The following is a 19,965-nucleotide window of genomic DNA, read 5'->3' on the forward strand; positions in this document are numbered from 1 at the left end:
TTTATGACAGTTTTTAAACTGTGATATGTCAGTTTGATCTTTATGTGTTGCTAAAACATTGATTTTGTATTGGTTAAGTTGTGTTGTGTTTTTGTTAATTTATTGATAAGAATATATAAATTTTTAAAATAGTTGTAATCACTCTAAAGGGAGGTTCAATCTTTTAAAATCAATCATATTTTAACTATTTTTTTAGTTCTCAAAAAGAGGTGCTTTTTCCTTTTTTAATGACCAATCTCTGTAACCTAATAAACCATAGAAATGTTTACAATATCATTTCTATAGACAATAGTTTGATTATAAATATTTGATTGATCACCCATAGCATTTTTTTAAAGTTACAATTTATTCTAGTTGAAAATTAAATTTATTCTTAAGTTTTTTTGATATTGATAATCTTATTGATTTTTAGTCAATTTAACATTTAAATATGATACATATCATGTTGTTAACCAATATAATAACAGACCTTTATAGTGGTTAAATAATTAACAACTAAAAAATAATTGATATGGAATTTAATTTAAAACAATACGGAATTGAAGTAACTGAAATTTACAGAAACAGTAATGTGCCTGTTTTGTATGAATTAGGATTAAGACTTGAAAAAGGAACTGCTATTTCAGACACTGGGGCTTTGTTGGTTTATTCTGGAAAAAAAACAGGAAGAAGCCCTAAAGACAAAAGGATTGTAAAACACCCTGCATCAGAAAAAAATATTGATTGGGGAAAAATCAACATAGATTTAGACGAACATACTTACATGGTAAATCATGAAAGAGCTATTGATTATTTAAATATTAAAGAACATTTATACGTAGTGGATGCTTATGCAGGTTGGGATCCGAATTACAGAATTAAAGTAAGAGTTATTTGTACAAGGGCCTACCATGCATTGTTTATGCAAAATATGTTAATTATGCCTACCCAACAAGAGTTGGCTGACTTTGGTGAACCAGATTACGTTATTTTTAATGCAGGAGGATTTAAAGCCAACAGTTATACGACTAAAATGACCTCTAAAACAAGTATTGACTTAAACTTAGAGCGTAAAGAAATAGTGATTCTAGGGACAGAGTATGCAGGTGAAATGAAAAAAGGAATTTTTTCTGTTATGAATTATTTAATGCCGTTACAAGATGTAATGTCTATGCACTGTTCTGCAAATGTTGGTGAAAAAGAAGATGTAACTATTTTGTTTGGACTTTCAGGTACAGGAAAAACCACTTTAAGTGCAGATCCTAAACGTAAATTAATTGGAGATGATGAGCATTGTTGGACAAACGAAGGAACTTTTAACATTGAAGGTGGATGTTATGCTAAAGCTGTTGATTTAAGTCAAGAAAAAGAACCAGACATTTTTGGAGCGATTAAATTTGGAACTGTTTTAGAAAATGTAGGATATTCTGAAGAAACCAGAACAGTAGATTATTCAGATATTTCTATAACCGAAAACACAAGAGCATCTTACCCAATAAATTATATCAACAATGCCAAAATACCATGTGTTGCCGGACATCCTAAAAATATTATCTTTTTAACTTGTGATGCTTTTGGGGTTTTACCTCCTGTAAGTAAATTAACTCCAGAACAAGCAAGTTATCATTTTATATCAGGATATACGGCTAAAGTTGCAGGTACAGAAATGGGAGTTACAGAACCTCAGGCTACTTTTAGTGCTTGTTTTGGAGCGGCTTTTATGATGTGGCATCCTAATAAATATGCCGAGTTATTATCTAATAAAATAAAAGAACACAATACTACTGCTTGGTTGGTAAATACTGGTTGGACCGGTGGTGCTTATGGTGTTGGAAGCAGAATGAAGTTAAAATATACCAGAGCGATGATTGATGCTATTCACAACGAAGACTTTAATAATGTTGAGTTTGTGGTTGATGAAAATTTTGGTTTCCAAATTCCAACAACTTGTCCTAATGTTCCTTCTGAAATTTTAACTCCAAAAAATACTTGGACGGATAAAGAAGAGTATGAAAAAGTTAAAAATAAATTGATTTTATTATTTCAAAAAAACTTTAAACAATTTGAAGAAGGAGTGAATAAAGAAATTATAAAAGCAGGACCTGTTGCCAAAAAAATGATTGCGTTATAAAGTTTCTGAAATTTTTTATAAAAAAAGCCTCTCAATGTAAATATTGAGAGGCTTTTTCTTTTAATTGAAAATCGATGATTATTTATAAATTCCTTTGGTGGTCATTTGTATAGGTTTTATAGTCCCATTTTTGTTATATTCTAACTTTTCTATACAAACAGATCTGCTATAACTGCTTCCATCAGTTTGGATAGCCCCATTATGATAAATAAAGTATATTTTTCCCTTAAAGTCTACAATTGCTTGATGGTTGGTATTACTATTTCCTGCAATTTCATTTAAAATTCCCTTATACTCGTATGGACCTTCAACGTTATCCGCCATAGCATAAGCAATTTTTTCAGGAAAACCAGTGGCATAACTTAAGTAATATTTCCCTTTGTATTTGTGTATCCAAGGAGCTTCAGTAAAATCAAAATCTTTAAAATTAATTTGTTTAATTTCTCCATCAATTTCTACCATATTGTCTTTTAATTTGGCATAGTAGCATTCTCTGTTTCCCCAGAAAATCCAACTTTGATTATCTTCATCAGTAAAAATAGCAGGATCAATACAGGCCCATGAATGTGTAGAAGCAAAACAATCTTTATTGGTTAATAATGGCTTTCCTAAAGCATCTTTAAAAGGGCCTTGGGGTTGGTCTGATACAGCTACTCCAATTCCACTCCAATTGGTACTTATGTACCAGTAATATTTTCCGTTTTTTTCGATCACATGTCCTGCATAAGCATCACCACTTTTTGCCCAAGAAAAATCAGTAATATCAAGTGGAGTAGGGTGTTCAGTCCAATTTTGCATATCCTCTGTAGAAAACACACACCAATCTTTCATTTTATATCCATTTTGTCCTCCAGCAAAATCATGTCCCGTATATAACCATAAGGTTTTATTTACCACAATAGCAGCTGGATCAGCAGTGTATTTATGAGTAATAATTGGATTTCCTTTAGACTTAAATTGATGAGTTTTTTGTGGTAATAATTCCTTTGGAACCCCTCCCCATTTTTGGTTTAATCTTTGTGCTTCTTCACGTGTAATTCCAATCACGCTTCCGTGTCTAGGAAAGAAGTTTTTGGTAAAAGATTCTGGTTTTTTGGTAAAGTTGTATAAGTCTTTAGTTCTTTGAAACTCATATCTTCCATTAGAATACAAATCATACATTAAAATGTATTCATCAGAATTATTTAATTTAAAGATAGAAGATCCTTCTACGGTTGTTTTTTGATTCGCATAAAAATCTATGTATTCAAAACTTTCTTTCCAAGGTCCTTGTAAAGTTTTACTGGTGGCTTGTTTTATTCCGTTTTGAATTTCTTTTCCATTTTTATCTTTAGTATTTCCTTTATAAAATAAGTGATAAGTTCCGTCTTTATAAATAATATCACCATCTATAGCACCGTCTTTAGCACTATACAAAAGGGTAGGAGTGCTTTCAAAACCTGTAAAATCTTTATTGGCATAAGCCGCATAAAAATCTAGTTTTTGATTGTAATTAAAACGAACTGTAAAATAGATCAAATATTTTTTTACTATAGGATCATAAATAGTTTGTGGTGCCCAAACCCATTTAATGTCTTTGAACTTTACTGGATATTGTTTTTCTAAATCTATTACAGCCGAAGTCCAATCTGTTAAGTTATTAGAATGTAATAGGCTAATTCCTGGATTGTAGTCCCAACCATTTTTACGAGTGTACATATCTGTAGCAACCATATAAAAATCATTGTTTTCTCCTCTTAAAATATGTGGGTCTCTAATTCCACCCGTGTTGGATATTTTCTCCGAAGGAATTATAGGTTGATTATTGTTTAAAGCATTCCAATGAATGGCATCATTACTAACAGCAAAACGAAGTTGTTCTTGTTGATCATCTGGACCTTTTCCTTCAAAATAAGCGAATAAATAACCTTCAAGATTTTTGTTCTGAGCAAATAATGATGACAAACTCAGAAAAGTAAAAAGAATGGTTTTTATAAAATATTGATTCATGTTTATTTGATATTTTTATTAGTGAATAGAAAAATCCAGATTCCAGTGTTTGGCAAGTTTTAAAGCTTCTTTTTTTGAAATAGAAATTACAGAACCATGTTTTGGAGAGGTAAAATTTGTGGTTTTCATTACGCCCTCGTTAAAGTGCCCAAGATTTTTAAAGTTGACAAAATCAGTAGTTTCTACAAAACCAAAATTATGAGGTTTAATACTAAAAATGTCATACATTAAGACCCATTTGTTTGTTCCATTTCGCTTCCACATATTTGGAGCTTCACAAGATCCTGGTTCAAAATCTATCCATTTAGTATCATATTTATATCCTTTGTTTATATCATCAGAAAAAGCAATTTTAATTCCACCTGGATTTTCCTGAGCAACATAGGTCATACAATAACGACCGTCAGGCATTTGAATGATATCAGCATCTAAAACCTGAATTTTTTCATTAGGATAATCAAATAAAATTTTTGGTTTGGTTGTTATTTTAGTAAAATCGTCATCGGCATAAGCATAGTACATTTTTGTTAATCCATGACCTATTCTCATTGTAAAATAAACCATCATTTTATCTTCTTTTGAATCGTAAATAGTTTGTGGAGCCCACGCACAACCTATTTCTTTTAATTCTTGAAAAGCTTCATTAAAAAGAAAGTTACTATGAGTCCAGTGAATCAAATCATATGACTTCATCATCACAAAACCTCTGTTATTTCCCCAATCATATTTTTCTGTAGGTCTTTCCCAATCAGTGTCTCTATATCCTAGTTTTTTTGCAAATATATGTAGGTCCGTCATTACCATATAATAAGCTCCATCTTTGCCTTTGGTAATATGTGGGTCTCTAATTCCTTTTTGACTAGCAATGGTGTCACCTCCGATAATAGCTTTTCCTTTGTTTATATCCGTAAATGTATAACCATCTGGACTTAATGCAAAATGAAGACTATGGTCATCATCTTTAAAGTAAGTCATTAAATAAACAGATGATTCTTTTTTGTTTGGTTTTAAAGATTTACATCCAGATAAAGAAAAGATTAATACAGTTACGTATAGCAGTGATTTAAGGGTGATAGTTTTCAAGATTTAATATTTTTAAATTACACAAAAACAAATATAAGTGTTTTTAAAACACTTGTAAATAAGATGTACAGTTAAATTATATAAAAATAAGGTGCTTAAATAATGAATGTAGAAATAAATTGATATAAAAAGTAAAAAGCCTATGAAAAATTAAATTTTCATAGGCTTTTTGTCGGGGTGGCAGGATTCGAACCTGCGACCTCCTCGTCCCAAACGAGGCGCGATGACCGGGCTACGCTACACCCCGAAAAGTCATCTAAAAAAAAACACCATTATAGAATGGTGTTCTTAGAGCGAAAGACCGGGTTCGAACCGGCGACATTCAGCTTGGAAGGCTGACGCTCTACCAACTGAGCTACTTTCGCTTAATTAAATATATTTATAGTTTTAAAAAACTTAGAGCGAAAGACCGGGTTCGAACCGGCGACATTCAGCTTGGAAGGCTGACGCTCTACCAACTGAGCTACTTTCGCATACTGTAAATATACTTAATTATTTTTAAAAAACTAGAGCGAAAGACCGGGTTCGAACCGGCGACATTCAGCTTGGAAGGCTGACGCTCTACCAACTGAGCTACTTTCGCTTATTTTTTATTTGGTAATCATCTTGTTAAAAGAACTTTTAGTAGCGAAGACGGGAGTTGAACCCGTGACCTCAGGGTTATGAATCCTGCGCTCTAACCAACTGAGCTACCTCGCCATTGCGGATGCAAATATAAAGTATAACTCTGTTATGACAAAACAAAAATTTAACTTTTTTTTAGTGTTTTTTTAGTTGATTTACTATCAATTTGTTACAGTAAAAAATGAGGAGGAACTATTCTTCTTCCTTGGCTCTTTCTAGTAATCTTTGATTAAATTCCTTGCTGTTTGTTTTTATTCCTAATTGTTTTAGGTTTTCAACTTTTACTATTAAATTTCCTCTACCAGTTAATTTTTTCATGGTTGTGTCATAGGTTCCTTCAACGGTTTTTAATTGTTTACCTAACTTGATTAATTCTTCTGTAAGCCCAACAAATTGTTCAAACAAACGCGATGCTTGTAAGGCAATTTCCATGGCGTTTTTTTGTTGTTTTTCATTTTTCCACATACTTTCTATGGTACGTAAAGTAGCCAGTAAAGTACTAGGAGTTACAATAACAATGTTTTTAGCAAACGCTTTGTTATATAACTCATTGTCTTGTTCTAAAGCCAAAGCAAAAGCTGGTTCTATAGGAATAAACATTAACACAAAATCAGGAGATTCTATTTGATACAACTCCGAATATTTTTTTGCACTTAATTGCTCGATGTGTCTGTTTAATGATAACAAATGCTCTTTAGTATATTGATTTCTTTCTAATTCATTATCAGAACTAACTAACTTTTCATAAGCGGTTAGTGTAACTTTAGAATCCACAATCATTTTTCGATTGTCAGGTAGGTTGATGATGACATCTGGTCTTAAACGAGTTTTAGATTCCATATCGGTATCAAAACTTTTTTCTAACTCATATTCTCTACCTTTTTCTAAACCAGATTTTTCTAATACACGTTCTAAGATCATTTCTCCCCAGTTTCCTTGGGTTTTACTATCTCCTTTTAAGGCCTTAGTTAGGTTTTCAGCATCTTTACTCATTTTGTTGTTTAAGTCCTTTAAACTTTCAATTTGCTGTCTTAAACCTGAGTTTCTATCAATACTTTCTTTATTGGTATCTTCAACTTTTTTCTCAAAAGACTGAATTTTTTCTTGAAGAGGTTTTAAAATATCATTGATATTCTTTTGATTTTGATCTGAGAAAGTTTTAGATTTTTCTTCTAAAATTTTATTGGCTAAGTTTTCAAACTCTTTGGTGAATTTTTCTTGTAGCTTTTCAATTTCAGCTTTGTTTTCTCTTAAATCAGTAGAAAGTTCTTCTGTTTTTGCATTGGCTCTTTCTAAAGAAACCGCTAATATTTCTTTTTCTTTAGAGAGCTCTGTTAACTGTTCTTCTTTTTGATGACGAAGTTGTTCTAAATCAATTTTAGCGTTTTCAATCAACCTTTCTTGTTCTTTTTTACTTTCCAACAAAGATTGCTCTAATCTGGCAATGTTTTCTTTTGCATTGTTTTGTTGATATTCTATTTCCTTTTGTAACAAGTTGATTTTTTCGTTACCCGTTGCCAAGTCTTTTTCGGCTTGTAATCCACTAATTTTTTTAGCAATTACAAATCCAATCAAACCACCTGTTAAAAGGCTTAACAGCATATATATCATTTCCATAAAAAAGAGTCTTTAGTTGATTATCCTTTGTAAAAAGGCAATTTTACCACTTTGGCTTTTATTTGTTTTTTTCTAACCTCGATGTAAATTTCATCACCAATTTTACTATTCTCAGTAGTTACATAACCTAATCCAATAGCTTTGTTTAAACTAGGAGACATGGTTCCAGAAGTAACAATTCCAATTTGATTTCCATCAGCATCTACTATAGGATAATCATGTCTGGCAATTCCTTTATCAACAATTTCAAATCCTACTAATTTTTTAGCAAGTCCATTTTCTTTTTGAGCCAAGATACTTTCTTTGTTGATGAAATCTTTGTTGAATTTAGTCACCCAACCCAAACCAGCTTCAATAGGAGAGGTAGTGTCGTTGATATCATTTCCATACAAACAATATCCCATTTCTAAACGTAAAGTATCACGAGCAGCCAATCCAATAGGTTTGATCCCGAATTCTTTTCCAGCTTCAAACACTTTTTCCCAAACTTGAGCTACTTCATCATTTTTACAATAAATTTCAAAACCACCTGCACCAGTGTATCCTGTAGCAGAAATAATAACGTGTTCTATACCTGCAAAATCACCAACCACAAATTTGTAAAAAGGAATGGAAGCCAAATCAACAGACGTTAAACTCTGTAAAGCTTCGGTAGTTTTAGGACCTTGAATGGCCAATAAAGAATAAACATCAGATAGATTTTTCATTGCCACATTTAGGTCGTTATGTTTTTCTATCCAATTCCAATCTTTTTCAATATTAGAAGCATTTACAACTAAAAGGTATAATTCTTCTTTTATACGGTAAATTAATAAATCATCTACAATTCCTCCTTCTTCATTTGGCATACAAGCGTATTGGGCATCACCAATAGCCAATTTACTTGCATCGTTCGAGCAGACTTTCTGAATCAAAGCCAAAGCATTTGGACCTTCTAATAAAAATTCTCCCATGTGAGAAACATCAAAAACACCAACGGCTGTTCTAACTGTTTCGTGTTCTGCTTTAACTCCTTCGTATTGAACAGGCATGTTAAATCCTGCAAATGGAACCATTTTAGCTCCTAGTTGTTCGTGTATGTGTGTAAGTGCTGTATTTTTCATTGAATGGATTATAATAGTTGACAAAAATAAATAAAAAAATCCCCAATAAGGGGATTTTCATGTGGTGTATGTGCACAGAATATGGATTATAATGGGCTATCTAACCAGTTTAGGAATTTTAGGTAATACAAGGCTATAATGTTTTCTGTTGATTTTATTGTATTTGTAACAAGAGCGTGGCTATATGATGGGGTGTCATCATCATTATTATTTTTAATATGCTCTTTTCTTTTAAAATAATTAATAATTGCTATTTCACGATCTAATAGTATAAGTGCTTTATTATAATTGCTTTGTTCAACAACAATATTATAATATATTTCGTTATAGTTATCAGTTTTTTTTATAATTGAAACAGATATGTTAGAAGCATTTTCAATAGTGTTTTTTATATGACAGGCATCTAAATTATTTTTGAATTTGTAGGGTATAGTTTTCATAGCATTTTATGTTTAGCATAGCAATTCTAATTTAGTAAAAAATAATTTAAAAACATTTTTTTTTTCAATTATTTTAGGTTATCATTTTACTATATAAAATCATTATAGTCTTTAAATTCTGAAGACAGTTAAATATATCGAGTTTTAAAACATATCTAAATCTTATTGATATAGTTTTTGATTAACAAGGTCTAATCAAAAACGTTAGACTTTTTTTTCTTGAATATGGTTTGTTTTTTATCTCAAGACCCCCTTATTTTATTTACACTAATATTCTTTTTATTAACAAATGTTTAGTGTTTTTTTGTTGTGATTAGACTAGTTTTGCATAACAATTGTTAAGAATAATAGATTTACCTCACTTTTTGTGTGAAATATTTATTATTTCTGCAATATAGGTTGATAAGTATTTAAGATGTTTTACAGAAAAGATACATGGATTTTATAAACTGGTTATATTCTTTAAAACTCACTATAGGAAGCTTTCCTTTTATAATACAAGTCTCTATAGTATTTATATGTTTAAGTTTGTTTATGTCTGTTTTTTTGGTTATTTACTTAACAATAATTAGAAATACAAATAAAATAAAAGAAAAGCTACAGGATAATATCGCTCCAAAGGTTAGTCAGCTCTTTATGGAAATTATTCACAATAATTATCTTGAGAAAGAACAAGAGGTTAAAGAAAAGTTTGAAGAAATTATTGATTCTGACCATAAAAAAGTAAGAAAAAACAAAAAGTATAAACACGATTTAGCAATTGAAAGCTTAATAAAAATTCGTCAAAATTATAAAGAAGAGTCTGATAGGTATTCGTTAATTATTAGAGCATTAAATATAGAAAAATACATAGGAACTAAATTTTCTAAACTTACATATGGTGCTAAGAAAAAGGCTATATTAGAACTAGCAGAATTAGGATTGTCCTCATCAGATTCTAGAGTGCTTTCATATACCTACAGTTCAAACAATGAAATTCAAACAGAAGCAAGATTATCATATCTAAGTTTAAGTCGTAACGACCCGTATCGTTTTTTTGATGAAATCAAAGGAGAAATGTCTAGTTGGAGTCAAATAAAGCTAATGAATTTACTTATAGAACAATCTAATACTGAAGGTTTGCCGAATTTTGGTAAGTGGATTGGGTATTCCAAAAATGATTCATTAGTAATTTTTCTCTTAAAAGCAGCTACTTATTTTGATCAAAAAAAAGCGATAGGAACCATTAGGGAGAAAATAAGAAGTGATAATCATATATTAAGGAGTGAAGTTATTACAGCTCTTGGTAAACTTAAAGATTTTGAAATTGAAGATCATTTAAAAAATACTTATCAAAACGAATCCGATCTTTGTCAGGTATCAATTATTAAAGCTATTGGTTATCTTGGTAGTGGTAAATCTTTAGAATTTTTAAAACAAAGCTTTTATGAAGCTACCAGTTTGGATATTAAAAAAGTGATTGCTACGGTTATTTTTGATTATGATACCGATGGTAAAATGTTGTTTTTTGAAATGAAATCAAAAATAGAAAACAAAGTAGATTTCAGCCAAAAGCCTCTAGAAATAAACAGTTATAAAGAAAATTTATATTTTAATTTACAGTTGTTTAAGCATATAGAAAATGATTTAATTTTATACAAATAAAATGTTAGAAAGTATTACATATTACTACGAGTATTTTATTTTTTACTATGCTTCTTCAATGATTTTTAGTTATCTATTCTTAGGTACTATTTCAATAATTAATTTAATAAAGTATAAGAGTTATAATTCAGATAAGGATGATGATGTCTTAATGAAATCTCCTTTGGTACCAGGAATTTCTGTAATAGCTCCTGCATACAATGAAGAAAAAACGATTATTGAAAATGTAAAGTCCTTACTAACCTTAGAATATCCACTTTTTGAAGTGATTATTGTAAATGATGGTAGTAAAGATAAAACATTAGATAAACTGATAGATGAATTTGAACTTATAGAGGTCGACTTTTTGTATTTAGAAAAAATAAAAACAAAACCCTTTAAACGAATTTTTAAGTCTACAAACCCACAGTATTCTATTTTAACCGTAGTAGATAAAGAGAATGGAGGAACAAAAGCTGATGCTTCTAACGCTGGAATTAATGCATCCGTTTTTCCATATTTTTTATGTACTGATGTTGATTGTGTATTAAGTAGGCAAACTTTGTTAAAAATGATAAAACCTTTTTTAAATACAGAGGGAAAAGTTATTGCTGTTGGGTCTACTCTTAGGATGTTAAATGGTTGCGAGGTGAAGAATGGGGTGATTACTCGGGTAAAACCTCCAAAAAGACTAATTCCTTGTTTTCAAGAATTAGAATACATTAGAGGATATTTATTAAGTAAAATGGGTTGGTCGTTTATTAATTCAGTACCAAACGTATCTGGCGGTTTAGGACTTTTTGATAAAGAAGTGGTTATAAAGTCAGGTGGTTATTCAGGTGATTCCCATGCAGAGGATATGGATATGACAACTAAAATGGCATGTTACATGATGGATAATAATCTTAAATATAGAGTTGTATACATTCCAGTCTCGTGTTGTTGGACAGAAGGACCAACTACTGTTAAGGTATTAGGCAGACAAAGAACAAGATGGGGAGCTGGTTTGGCTCAAATATTTAAAGTACATCGTAAAGTACTGTTTAATAGAAAATATAAAAAATTAGGATTAATTACTTTTCCCTACATTTTTATATTCGAATTTTTAGCTCCAATTATAGAGTTTGTAGGGGTCTTGTTTTTTATTTATTTAGCAATTATGAATAAAATTAACTGGAGCATGGCTTATATCATAATGTTATATTCTTACACCTTTGCAATTTTTATAACAACACTTGTTATTATTCAAGACCATATAGTATTTCATCATTATAAAAGAACCAGAGAAGTTTTTCGGTTGGTTTTAATGGGGTTTTTAGAACCGCTTTTATATCATCCTTTAATTGTTTTTTTTGCAATAAAAGGATATTTTAACTTTTATAAAGGAAAAGAGTTAAAATGGGGAACAATGACAAGAACAGGAGTTAATTAATAATTTGTATATGAAAATAAGTTTACGTACATGTTTGTTTTTCTTGCTGTTTGGAGTAAATGTAAATGTTTTTTCTCAATTCTTAGGAATAGAAAATCCTTATTTTAAAGCAGCTAAACAAGCTGGTGTAGAAGGAGATTTTAGAAAATCAGCTGACTTATGTCTTCAGGGATTGAAAAAAAGTCCCTCTGACAATGACCTAAGGCAGCAGTTAGGAAAAAGTTATATGCAGTTAAAAGAGTTAGATAGTGCTCGTTTCTTTTTATCTAAAGTTGTAAATGAGGATGAAGATAATATACCTGCTAGACAATATTTAGTAAATGTAGAATATCAAAGTAAAAGATATTCTAGTGCTATATGTTATGTTAATGAATTATTGGAAAAGAAACCCTATACTAAAGAACTTTGGCTAAAAAAAATATCGATATATAAAGAAATTGGAAATTATGGAGAAATTAAAAGATCCATTAAAAGATTAAGAGATATTTTTCCAAATGATACGGTAGTTGAAAAACAGTATAATTTTATAATGAGTCAGGAGGGATTTAAAGTTGCTAAAACAGGAAACGCTGATGAGGCTAAAAAGATTTATTTAAATATTTTAGAAGAATCTCCTGATGATAAAAATATATATATAAGTTTGATTAATCTAGAGACCAATCAAGGATCCTTAAACTCCGCATTAGAGTATGCAGAAAGAGGATTGAAATATTACCCTAATGATTTAGAATTAATCAAAAAGAAAATAGGGATTTTAGAGGCTTTAAAAAGATATGATGTTGCCATAAGTTATTTAAAATCTAAAAATAACGATGTTCCTAAAGATTTTTTTAATAAGATTGAAAGATATTTAGTATCTGAAGCGGCTAGGTTTTATGAAAATACAGATCCATATATACTGCATCAAAAATCTTATGCTTTAGATAGAAATAGAAATTCGTATCATTATTTGTTAAATAAATCAATAGAAAGAGGGTATTATAATGAATCCTTGAAACTAATAGAGCAAGGACTTTTAAGATATCCAAACGATAAAGATTTATTAGTAAAACAAATGTTTATCTATAAAAAACAAAATAATATTTCTAAATATTATGAGTCAGTTTATACTTTATACGAAAGGTATCCAGAAGATTATGATATTAGACAAGAGTATGCATCTGTTTTATTGTCAGAAGCAAAAGAATATACCTCACAAAAACAGTATCAGGCAGCATTAGATAATTATTTTATCTTACTTAAATTTTCGGAGTTTTCTGAAATCGCAAATAATAATATTTTTGTGGTATATACTTTACAAAATAACACTACAGGAGCATTAAGTCAAATTGATGCAATGATTGAAAGCGAACCTGAAAAAAAAATAAATCTAGTTAAGAAAGCTGAATTACTAAAAGATATTAAAGATTTTGATGCGGCTTTAAGTATTGTAAATAGTTTGATTTTAGAATTTCCTGAGGAAAAAAAGTATAAAACACAATATGTATATTATTCTGATTTATACATGAAGGATTTAATAACTGATGAATTATACTATAAAGCCCTTCCTGTAGCAGATAAAAGTTTAGAAGTTGATAGAACCAATAAGTTAACATATAATTATGCTATTAATGCTTCTTCAGCAATGAAAAAGTATGATAAGATGTTGGTTTATACTGATAGTGCAGTTTATCATTATCCTGATGATATTGATTTAAAGTTAAAGAGAATAGCAGCATATTCTAATCTAAAAAATCATCAAAAAGCAACGGAACTTTTGGAGGAATTGGAAAATAAATATCCACAAGACATAAGAGTGAAAGGTGTTTTAGTAGAAGAAAGGTATAAGCTAGCGACCAATGCTGAAAAAAATGAAGACTATGACACGGCCAATACTCTTTATAATTCTATTTTATTACTAGATTCTTTAAATATTCCCACCTATCAAAGATTGGTAAATTTATCTATCAATCAAAAAGATTATACAAATGCAATGGTATATGTAGATAGAGCTTTAGAAATTGACCCCAATCCTGAGCAAAAATTCTTTTTATATAAAAAAGGAGTTGTTTATGAAATGACTGAAGATTTTGAAAAAGCTTATGAGTATCAAAAGATGAAAGAAGATGTAGATTTAAATGATCATTTAGATTATTTGTTAAGTAAAAAAATGAAGAACATACTAGGAATAAATTATTTAAAAGTTTACTCAGGTCAAGAAAGTTTTACTTCTGCTGTTGCAGGAATTTACTATCAAAGAATTTTAAAAAAGAATACTTATGGTTTACGTCTTAATTATGCATCAAAAGAAAGTGATGGTGTAGGTTTACAACTACAAGGAGAATGGTCTCATAAATTTTCTTCTACATTTTACACACAGTTAGATGCTTATATAGGAAATCTTTATTTTCCGAAATTTAAAATATCAGGTACTGCATACAAATATTTAAAGAATGATTGGGAGGTAGGTTTAGGTGTTGGATTGACCAAGGTTCCTACAGGAAAAGAATTTTTTAATGTTCAAGGAATCTTGTCAAAAGATATCGGTGATTTTTGGTTAAATGCTAGATTAAATGTTTTATTTAGTGAAGGAGCTGTATACAACAACTGGTTTGGTCAAGCTAGATATAACATTAATGGTAATGGTGATTATTTTGTAGCCATGGCTTCAACGGGTAATGCACCTCAAGAAGATAGAGCAACTAATTTTCAAATAAATACTTTTTTAACGTATACCAACTCTATGGTTGGTGCCGGATATAGATGGAATCATAAACATAAGTACACTTATGGAATTCAAGGGAATTGGTATAATTTTTATATACCAGGTACTACAAATAATGGTTTACCTGTTCCAAGCTCTAGGGTAGATCAATATCATTTGTTATTTGTCATCCAAACTAAATTTTAATTAAGGACTCTTTATGAAAAAACTATTTGTTATTTCATTTTTATTCTGTTGTTTTTTGGGGTTTTCTCAACAAGAAAATATACTTTTTTATAAAAAAGGAGTAACCAAGCCCATTATTTATGTTACAAGTGTTAGTAATAACTTAATTACTCCAATTAGTAATTTTCAAAAACAAATTAGGAAAGCTTTAGGTTTAAGAATTTTATTCTCACCTAAGTATGATCCAAATGCAATTAATATAAGTTTTAATTTTGTTAACAGTGAAACTTTAAAAAACAAAGAGTTCGAGGTTTATTTAGATGGAAAAGAATTAATGATAAAAGCTAGTTCAAACACAAATTTTGAAAAGGCCATAAGATATATTATTTCAGATTTATTAGAAGTAAAACAAGAAAATACCATTATATATTTAAAAAATAATAAGATTGCTCAAAGACCTTTACAGACCAGCTTTGATTATAGAGAAGTTTATTTTTCTCAAAACTTCAATAAAAATATTAGAGCTGAGTATAATACGCAATATTTAGAATTAGAATGGGGATTATGGGGTCATAATATTATTAAATGGGTAAAAAATGAAAAAGTTACAGATAATTTGTATGCCTTAGTAAATGGGAAGAGAAATCACGATCAATTATGTTTTTCGAGTTCTGAATTAAAAAACATCATTCATAAAAATGTAAAAAGAATATCAGAAGAAGATGCTTCCTTAAAACGATTTATGATTGCTCCAAATGATAATAGTTTGGTTTGTCAGTGTAATTTGTGTTTGGCTAAAGGAAATACTAAAAAGAATGCAAGTCCCGCTGTATTTAGTTTAATTTCTAAAATGGCAATGCAATATCCTTCTAAAACATTTTGGTCTTTAGGATATGTTACAACTAAAACACCACCAAATTTTAAGCTTCCTAATAATGTAGGTGTTTTGTTAAGTACTATTGATTGTCAGGAATCTTTACCATTAACTAATACTTTAAAAGGCAAGAGTTTTTTAAACCAAATATCAGATTGGAATACTAAAATTAAGAATATATATGTATGGGATTATGTAGTGAATTTTGATAACTATATGGATTTCTACCCAATATTTAATTCAACTAAAAAAAATCTACAAGCATATAAAGAAAATGGTGTCACAGGTGTTTTTTTTAATGGTAGTGGTTATGATTACTCAATATTAGAAGAAGTAAAATATCATGTTTTAGCCTCCCTTTTAAGTGATGTTGAAAGTTCAGTAGATGATTTAATTTTAGAAGGAACTAAAAAATATTATCCCCAAATAACTGATGAAATATATGAGTATTTAAAATTTATTGAAGAGAAATCACAAACAAAGCAAGGTATTTACAGCAGTATTAATGAAGCTAAAAAAAGATATCTTACTTTAAATAAATTAAAAGAACTAGAAGAAGCTATTAATAAAGTTCCTTCAAATTTAAGGTTAAATCAATTTAAAATAGGTGTCTTGTTTTTAGAACTTGAATTAATGAGGGTTAACGGTTTAAACAATGAAGGATATGCTTTTTTAAATAATGATGAAATCAAACTTAATGTTAAAGTAGAATCTAACCTTAATCAATTAGGAAAGTTGCTAAAATTGAGTCAATTATATAAAATAAGTGAAAGAAATGAAACATTTTCTAATTATCTAGAGCAGTGGAAACAACTTTTAATTAAAATAAAAAGCAATCCTTCTTTTTATGATATTAACATTTCTTCTGAAACTAAATTAGATGAGGATTATAATAATATTAATATTTTAAATGATGGAGCTTTTGGTTTTGAAGATTATAATAACAATTGGTTAGTCTTTAGTGGAGGTGAGTTGAGAATAAATATAAGCAGTCAGAAATGTGTTGATAATGTATTTCATAAAATTGAATTAAGCTTATTAAGTGATGCTAAGCATAAAATCTTTTTGCCAAATAAAATTCAGCTTTTAAATGAGGAAAAAAAAGTAATTAAAGAAATCAGCCTAATAAATAAAGAAAATGCAAATCCTTTTATAAAAAATATTGAGTTTTCTTTACCTTCATCTTATAGCAATAAATGTTTATACACCATAAAATTATTTAATGCCAACAAATCAATAGCCATTGATGAAATTAGATTTTTAAAATAATGAATAGATATCTTATATATATATTATTTTTCTCTCTAGTTGCTTGTATAGGTGATCTTAGTAGAGATAAAGCTGTAGATTATTTAGAACAGACCTCTATGAGAATAGAGGATCCAGAGAGACATTATTTTCCTATTATTAGAGGAGCTATATTAAAAACGGCGTTTAAATTTTATAACACAGGAGATCATCCTTTAGTACTTAAAGATGTTAATACTTCTTGTGGTTGTACAAATGTACAATATTCACCAGGTCTTATATCACCAGGCAGTTATGGTGAAATTTATATTGAATATAATAGTGGTAAAAATATAGGACATGTAGAGTTTTATATCGATGTATATGCAAATTTAGATACTGTATTTAAGAAAACAATTAAGTTTGATATTAATGTGGTAACAGGTGCGGATTATACCAGAGATTATGAAGAAGTATATAATGAGTTTTTAAAAGGTCAGAATGCAGAATATAAAAAGAAGGGATATTATACTGAGTTAGATGGACAAGTAAAGTACTAGTACAATAATAATTATATAACACAAAAAACCACTATCTAAGGATAGTGGTTTTTTTATTAATAACTCTATTTTTTAAATTTAGAGATTTAAGACTTTAAAAAATCTGTCAATCCTTTGTAATCTGAAATTTTAATAGAAACTTTAGGTTTGTCTATTACGGCTTTAATTTGCTCTGGTAATTCTATAGTTTCTGCAACTCCAGGATATAAAACATCCATAAATTTAACAGGGTGAGCAGTTTCTAAAAACAAACCTTGTGTGTTGGTTGCTGTTTTTAAATAATTTTTTAAAGCCAAGTAACCAATCGCTCCATGAGGTTCTGCTACATAATTGAACTTTTTATACAAATGCCCCATTGCTGCTGTAGCTTCATCATCGGTATAAGAATATCCTTTTAGATTTTTACGCAGTTTCTCAACATCAAAATCGTGTAATTTTTCTATTCTGATAAAGTTGCTAGGAGCCCCAACATCCATTGCATTAGAAATGGTAGGGATGGTTTTTTTAGGTTCGTAAATTCCCGTTTCTAAATACGCAGGAACCACTCTGTTTACATTTGTACCTGTGATGAATTCTTTGATAGGCAATCCTAATTTTTGAGCAATCATTCCTGCACAAATATTTCCAAAGTTTCCACTAGGGACAGAGAATACAATATCTTTTGATTTGTCTTTTAATTGTTTATAAGCAAAGAAAAAGTAGAATGCTTGTGGCAACCAACGAGCTACATTGATTGAGTTTGCGGAAGTTAACGTTCTGTGTTCTTTTAAAGACTCATCTAAAAAAGCAGTTTTCACCATGTCTTGACAATCGTCAAAAGCACCGTCTACTTCTAAAGCAGTAATGTTTTGTCCCAAAGCAGTTAATTGCTTTTCTTGAACGTTAGATACTTTTCCGCTAGGGTATAAAATAACAACATTAACACCTTGAACTCCTAAGAAACCACTTGCAACAGCACCTCCAGTATCTCCAGAAGTAGCCACCAATACAGTGATGTCTTTATCGTTTTTTTCTTTTTTGTTAAAATATCCTAAACAACGAGCCATAAAGCGACCACCCACATCTTTAAATGCCATGGTTGGACCGTGAAACAATTCTAAAGAACCAATATTTTCTTCAATAGGAACTATAGGAAAATCAAAACACAATGTTTCTTCAACAATTTGTTTCAAGTCTTGTTCAGGAATTTCATCACCAACAAACTGTTTGATGATTTCGTATCCAATTTCACTATTGCTATAATTGTCTAAATTATCAATAAACTCTTTTGATAACGGCGTAATACTTTCAGGAAAATATAAACCTCTGTCTGGAGCAATTCCGTTGACAACAGCGTCTCTAAAAGAGACTTCAGGAGCGTTTCCGTTTAAACTAAAATATTTCATTTTTTTATGTTGATGTGTTTATTTGTGTAATTGTTTATTCGTTTTTTATCAGTTCAACGAATAAGCAAATAAACGAATACACTTATTATAAAATCTTGATTCCTTGATCGTTAATTTTTGAGATGTGGATGTCGTAAGCAACTCCCACTTTATCGTAAACAGCTTTCATTGCCTCAGCCACTTTAATAGCGGTTTCTTCTCCTTTACTTAACGCAAAAATAGAAGGTCCAGAACCAGAAATCCCAGAACCCAAAGCACCAGCATTTTTACACTCTTCTTTTACTTTGTCAAAAGCAGGGATTAAAATTGAACGAATTGGTTCTACAATTTCATCATGCAGAGAACGAGATAGTAAATCGTAGTCTTCTGTATACAAAGCACTTACTAAAGCTCCAATATTTCCCCATTGCGTGATGGCAGTTTTTAATCTTAATTTACTTTTTAAGATTTGACGAGCATCGGCAGTTTTTACTTCAATTTGTGGATGAATGACTGTAGCGTATAATAATGAAGGTGTGTTTAATTTAATCACATCTAAAGGAGCGGTAGAACGTACCAATGTAAATCCACCTAATAGGGCAGGAGCAACATTGTCAGCATGAGGAACCCCACTTGCTAACTCTTCACCTCTCATGGCAAATTCAATCAAATCATGATTGCTAAAAGGTTTTCCTAATAACTCATTTACACCATATACGGCACCAGTACTACTTGCGGCAGAACTACCAATTCCACTACCTGGTTTGATATTTTTGTAGATTTCAATCTCAAAACCATCGGTAGTATTGTTTAACTTTTCTAGCATTGCTAAAACAGCCACACCTGCTACATTTTTTTCGGTAGCTAAAGGTAAATCTTGACCTATTATTTTTGTGATTTTTACGCCAGGAGTTTCAATTTTACGAATCACCATTTCATCTCCAGTGGAATCTAAACAAAGTCCTAAGACATCAAATCCACAAGAAACATTGGCAATGGTACCTGGGCAAAATAATTTTATTTCTTTCATTTTTTTTAGCTTTTGGCTAT

Annotated in this window: 13 protein-coding genes and 5 tRNA genes; 6 read left to right on the forward strand and 12 right to left on the reverse strand. The window is 29.9% G+C overall.

The window, feature by feature from the left end; genetic code table 11:
- Positions 1-511: 511 nt before the first annotated feature.
- A complete protein-coding gene (gene pckA / locus QVZ41_RS07575) occupies positions 512-2,110 on the forward strand; it encodes a phosphoenolpyruvate carboxykinase (ATP) (RefSeq protein ID WP_302883956.1) in 1,599 nt (532 codons plus the stop codon).
- 78 nt (positions 2,111-2,188) lie between these two features.
- Here the strand turns inward: pckA and QVZ41_RS07580 are convergent, their stop codons facing one another.
- The 10 genes from QVZ41_RS07580 to QVZ41_RS07625 all read right to left on the reverse strand — a co-directional run bounded on the left by QVZ41_RS07580 (position 2,189) and on the right by QVZ41_RS07625 (position 8,966).
- On the reverse strand, positions 2,189-4,099 hold the full coding sequence (locus tag QVZ41_RS07580; protein WP_302883957.1) for a family 43 glycosylhydrolase: 1,911 nt from the start codon (positions 4,097-4,099) through the stop codon (positions 2,189-2,191).
- An 18-nt stretch (positions 4,100-4,117) separates the two neighbouring features.
- A complete protein-coding gene (locus QVZ41_RS07585) occupies positions 4,118-5,182 on the reverse strand; it encodes a glycoside hydrolase family 43 protein (protein ID WP_302883958.1) in 1,065 nt (354 codons plus the stop codon).
- A gap of 172 nt (positions 5,183-5,354) precedes the next feature.
- Positions 5,355-5,429 (reverse strand) — tRNA-Pro (locus tag QVZ41_RS07590).
- Positions 5,430-5,474: 45 nt separating this feature from the next.
- Positions 5,475-5,547: transfer RNA gene (locus QVZ41_RS07595), tRNA-Gly, on the reverse strand.
- Positions 5,548-5,582: 35 nt separating this feature from the next.
- Positions 5,583-5,655: transfer RNA gene (locus QVZ41_RS07600), tRNA-Gly, on the reverse strand.
- Between the two features lie 37 nt (positions 5,656-5,692).
- Positions 5,693-5,765, reverse strand: a tRNA-Gly gene (locus tag QVZ41_RS07605).
- Positions 5,766-5,807: 42 nt separating this feature from the next.
- Positions 5,808-5,881 (reverse strand) — tRNA-Met (locus QVZ41_RS07610).
- 117 nt (positions 5,882-5,998) lie between these two features.
- The gene (locus tag QVZ41_RS07615) at positions 5,999-7,423 is read right to left on the reverse strand and encodes a DNA recombination protein RmuC (RefSeq protein ID WP_302883959.1); all 1,425 of its coding nucleotides are present in this window, start codon (positions 7,421-7,423) and stop codon (positions 5,999-6,001) included.
- 20 nt (positions 7,424-7,443) lie between these two features.
- Positions 7,444-8,526: a glycine cleavage system aminomethyltransferase GcvT gene (gene gcvT, locus QVZ41_RS07620; protein WP_302883960.1), complete on the reverse strand. Its 1,083-nt coding sequence runs from the start codon at positions 8,524-8,526 to the stop codon at positions 7,444-7,446.
- Positions 8,527-8,612: 86 nt separating this feature from the next.
- Positions 8,613-8,966, reverse strand: coding sequence for a hypothetical protein (locus QVZ41_RS07625; RefSeq protein ID WP_302883961.1), 354 nt, complete (start codon positions 8,964-8,966; stop codon positions 8,613-8,615).
- A 435-nt stretch (positions 8,967-9,401) separates the two neighbouring features.
- On the opposite strand from QVZ41_RS07625, the gene QVZ41_RS07630 reads away from it, so the two are divergent.
- Genes QVZ41_RS07630 through QVZ41_RS07650 form a run of 5 tightly spaced genes read left to right on the forward strand, consistent with a single transcriptional unit; the run spans position 9,402 to position 17,551 of the window.
- Positions 9,402-10,610: a HEAT repeat domain-containing protein gene (locus tag QVZ41_RS07630; RefSeq protein WP_302883962.1), complete on the forward strand. Its 1,209-nt coding sequence runs from the start codon at positions 9,402-9,404 to the stop codon at positions 10,608-10,610.
- Position 10,611: 1 nt separating this feature from the next.
- A complete protein-coding gene (locus QVZ41_RS07635) occupies positions 10,612-12,021 on the forward strand; it encodes a glycosyltransferase family 2 protein (protein WP_302883963.1) in 1,410 nt (469 codons plus the stop codon).
- 10 nt (positions 12,022-12,031) lie between these two features.
- Positions 12,032-14,911, forward strand: coding sequence for a hypothetical protein (locus QVZ41_RS07640; RefSeq protein ID WP_302883964.1), 2,880 nt, complete (start codon positions 12,032-12,034; stop codon positions 14,909-14,911).
- Between the two features lie 13 nt (positions 14,912-14,924).
- Positions 14,925-17,033, forward strand: coding sequence for a DUF4838 domain-containing protein (locus QVZ41_RS07645; protein WP_302883966.1), 2,109 nt, complete (start codon positions 14,925-14,927; stop codon positions 17,031-17,033).
- Complete coding sequence (locus tag QVZ41_RS07650) at positions 17,033-17,551, forward strand: DUF1573 domain-containing protein (RefSeq protein WP_302883967.1); 519 nt, start codon at positions 17,033-17,035, stop codon at positions 17,549-17,551. Before QVZ41_RS07645 ends, QVZ41_RS07650 begins: the two co-directional genes overlap by 1 nt.
- An 86-nt stretch (positions 17,552-17,637) precedes the next feature.
- On the opposite strand, the gene thrC is transcribed toward QVZ41_RS07650, so the two are convergent.
- Together thrC and QVZ41_RS07660 are read right to left on the reverse strand one after the other, a co-directional pair.
- Complete coding sequence (thrC, locus tag QVZ41_RS07655) at positions 17,638-18,936, reverse strand: threonine synthase (protein WP_302883968.1); 1,299 nt, start codon at positions 18,934-18,936, stop codon at positions 17,638-17,640.
- Positions 18,937-19,021: 85 nt separating this feature from the next.
- Entirely contained in the window at positions 19,022-19,945 is a 924-nt protein-coding gene (locus QVZ41_RS07660; RefSeq protein ID WP_302883969.1) for a homoserine kinase, read from the reverse strand.
- Positions 19,946-19,965 lie beyond the last annotated feature (20 nt).

The sequence above is a fragment of the Wenyingzhuangia gilva genome (assembly GCF_030519655.1).
Taxonomy (GTDB): Bacteria; Bacteroidota; Bacteroidia; order Flavobacteriales; family Flavobacteriaceae; genus Wenyingzhuangia; species Wenyingzhuangia gilva.

What these genes read in the sequence shown, in the direction of transcription:
- QVZ41_RS07580 (WP_302883957.1), bottom strand. Translation starts at nt 4,099, where the DNA reads ATGAATCAATATTTTATAAAAACCATTCTTTTTACTTTTCTGAGTTTG.
- QVZ41_RS07660 (WP_302883969.1), bottom strand. Translation starts at nt 19,945, where the DNA reads ATGAAAGAAATAAAATTATTTTGCCCAGGTACCATTGCCAATGTTTCT.
- QVZ41_RS07635 (WP_302883963.1), top strand. Translation starts at nt 10,612, where the DNA reads ATGTTAGAAAGTATTACATATTACTACGAGTATTTTATTTTTTACTAT.
- QVZ41_RS07645 (WP_302883966.1), top strand. Translation starts at nt 14,925, where the DNA reads ATGAAAAAACTATTTGTTATTTCATTTTTATTCTGTTGTTTTTTGGGG.
- gcvT (WP_302883960.1), bottom strand. Translation starts at nt 8,526, where the DNA reads ATGAAAAATACAGCACTTACACACATACACGAACAACTAGGAGCTAAA.
- thrC (WP_302883968.1), bottom strand. Translation starts at nt 18,936, where the DNA reads ATGAAATATTTTAGTTTAAACGGAAACGCTCCTGAAGTCTCTTTTAGA.
- QVZ41_RS07640 (WP_302883964.1), top strand. Translation starts at nt 12,032, where the DNA reads ATGAAAATAAGTTTACGTACATGTTTGTTTTTCTTGCTGTTTGGAGTA.
- pckA (WP_302883956.1), top strand. Translation starts at nt 512, where the DNA reads ATGGAATTTAATTTAAAACAATACGGAATTGAAGTAACTGAAATTTAC.
- QVZ41_RS07630 (WP_302883962.1), top strand. Translation starts at nt 9,402, where the DNA reads ATGGATTTTATAAACTGGTTATATTCTTTAAAACTCACTATAGGAAGC.
- QVZ41_RS07615 (WP_302883959.1), bottom strand. Translation starts at nt 7,423, where the DNA reads ATGGAAATGATATATATGCTGTTAAGCCTTTTAACAGGTGGTTTGATT.
- QVZ41_RS07650 (WP_302883967.1), top strand. Translation starts at nt 17,033, where the DNA reads ATGAATAGATATCTTATATATATATTATTTTTCTCTCTAGTTGCTTGT.
- QVZ41_RS07625 (WP_302883961.1), bottom strand. Translation starts at nt 8,966, where the DNA reads ATGAAAACTATACCCTACAAATTCAAAAATAATTTAGATGCCTGTCAT.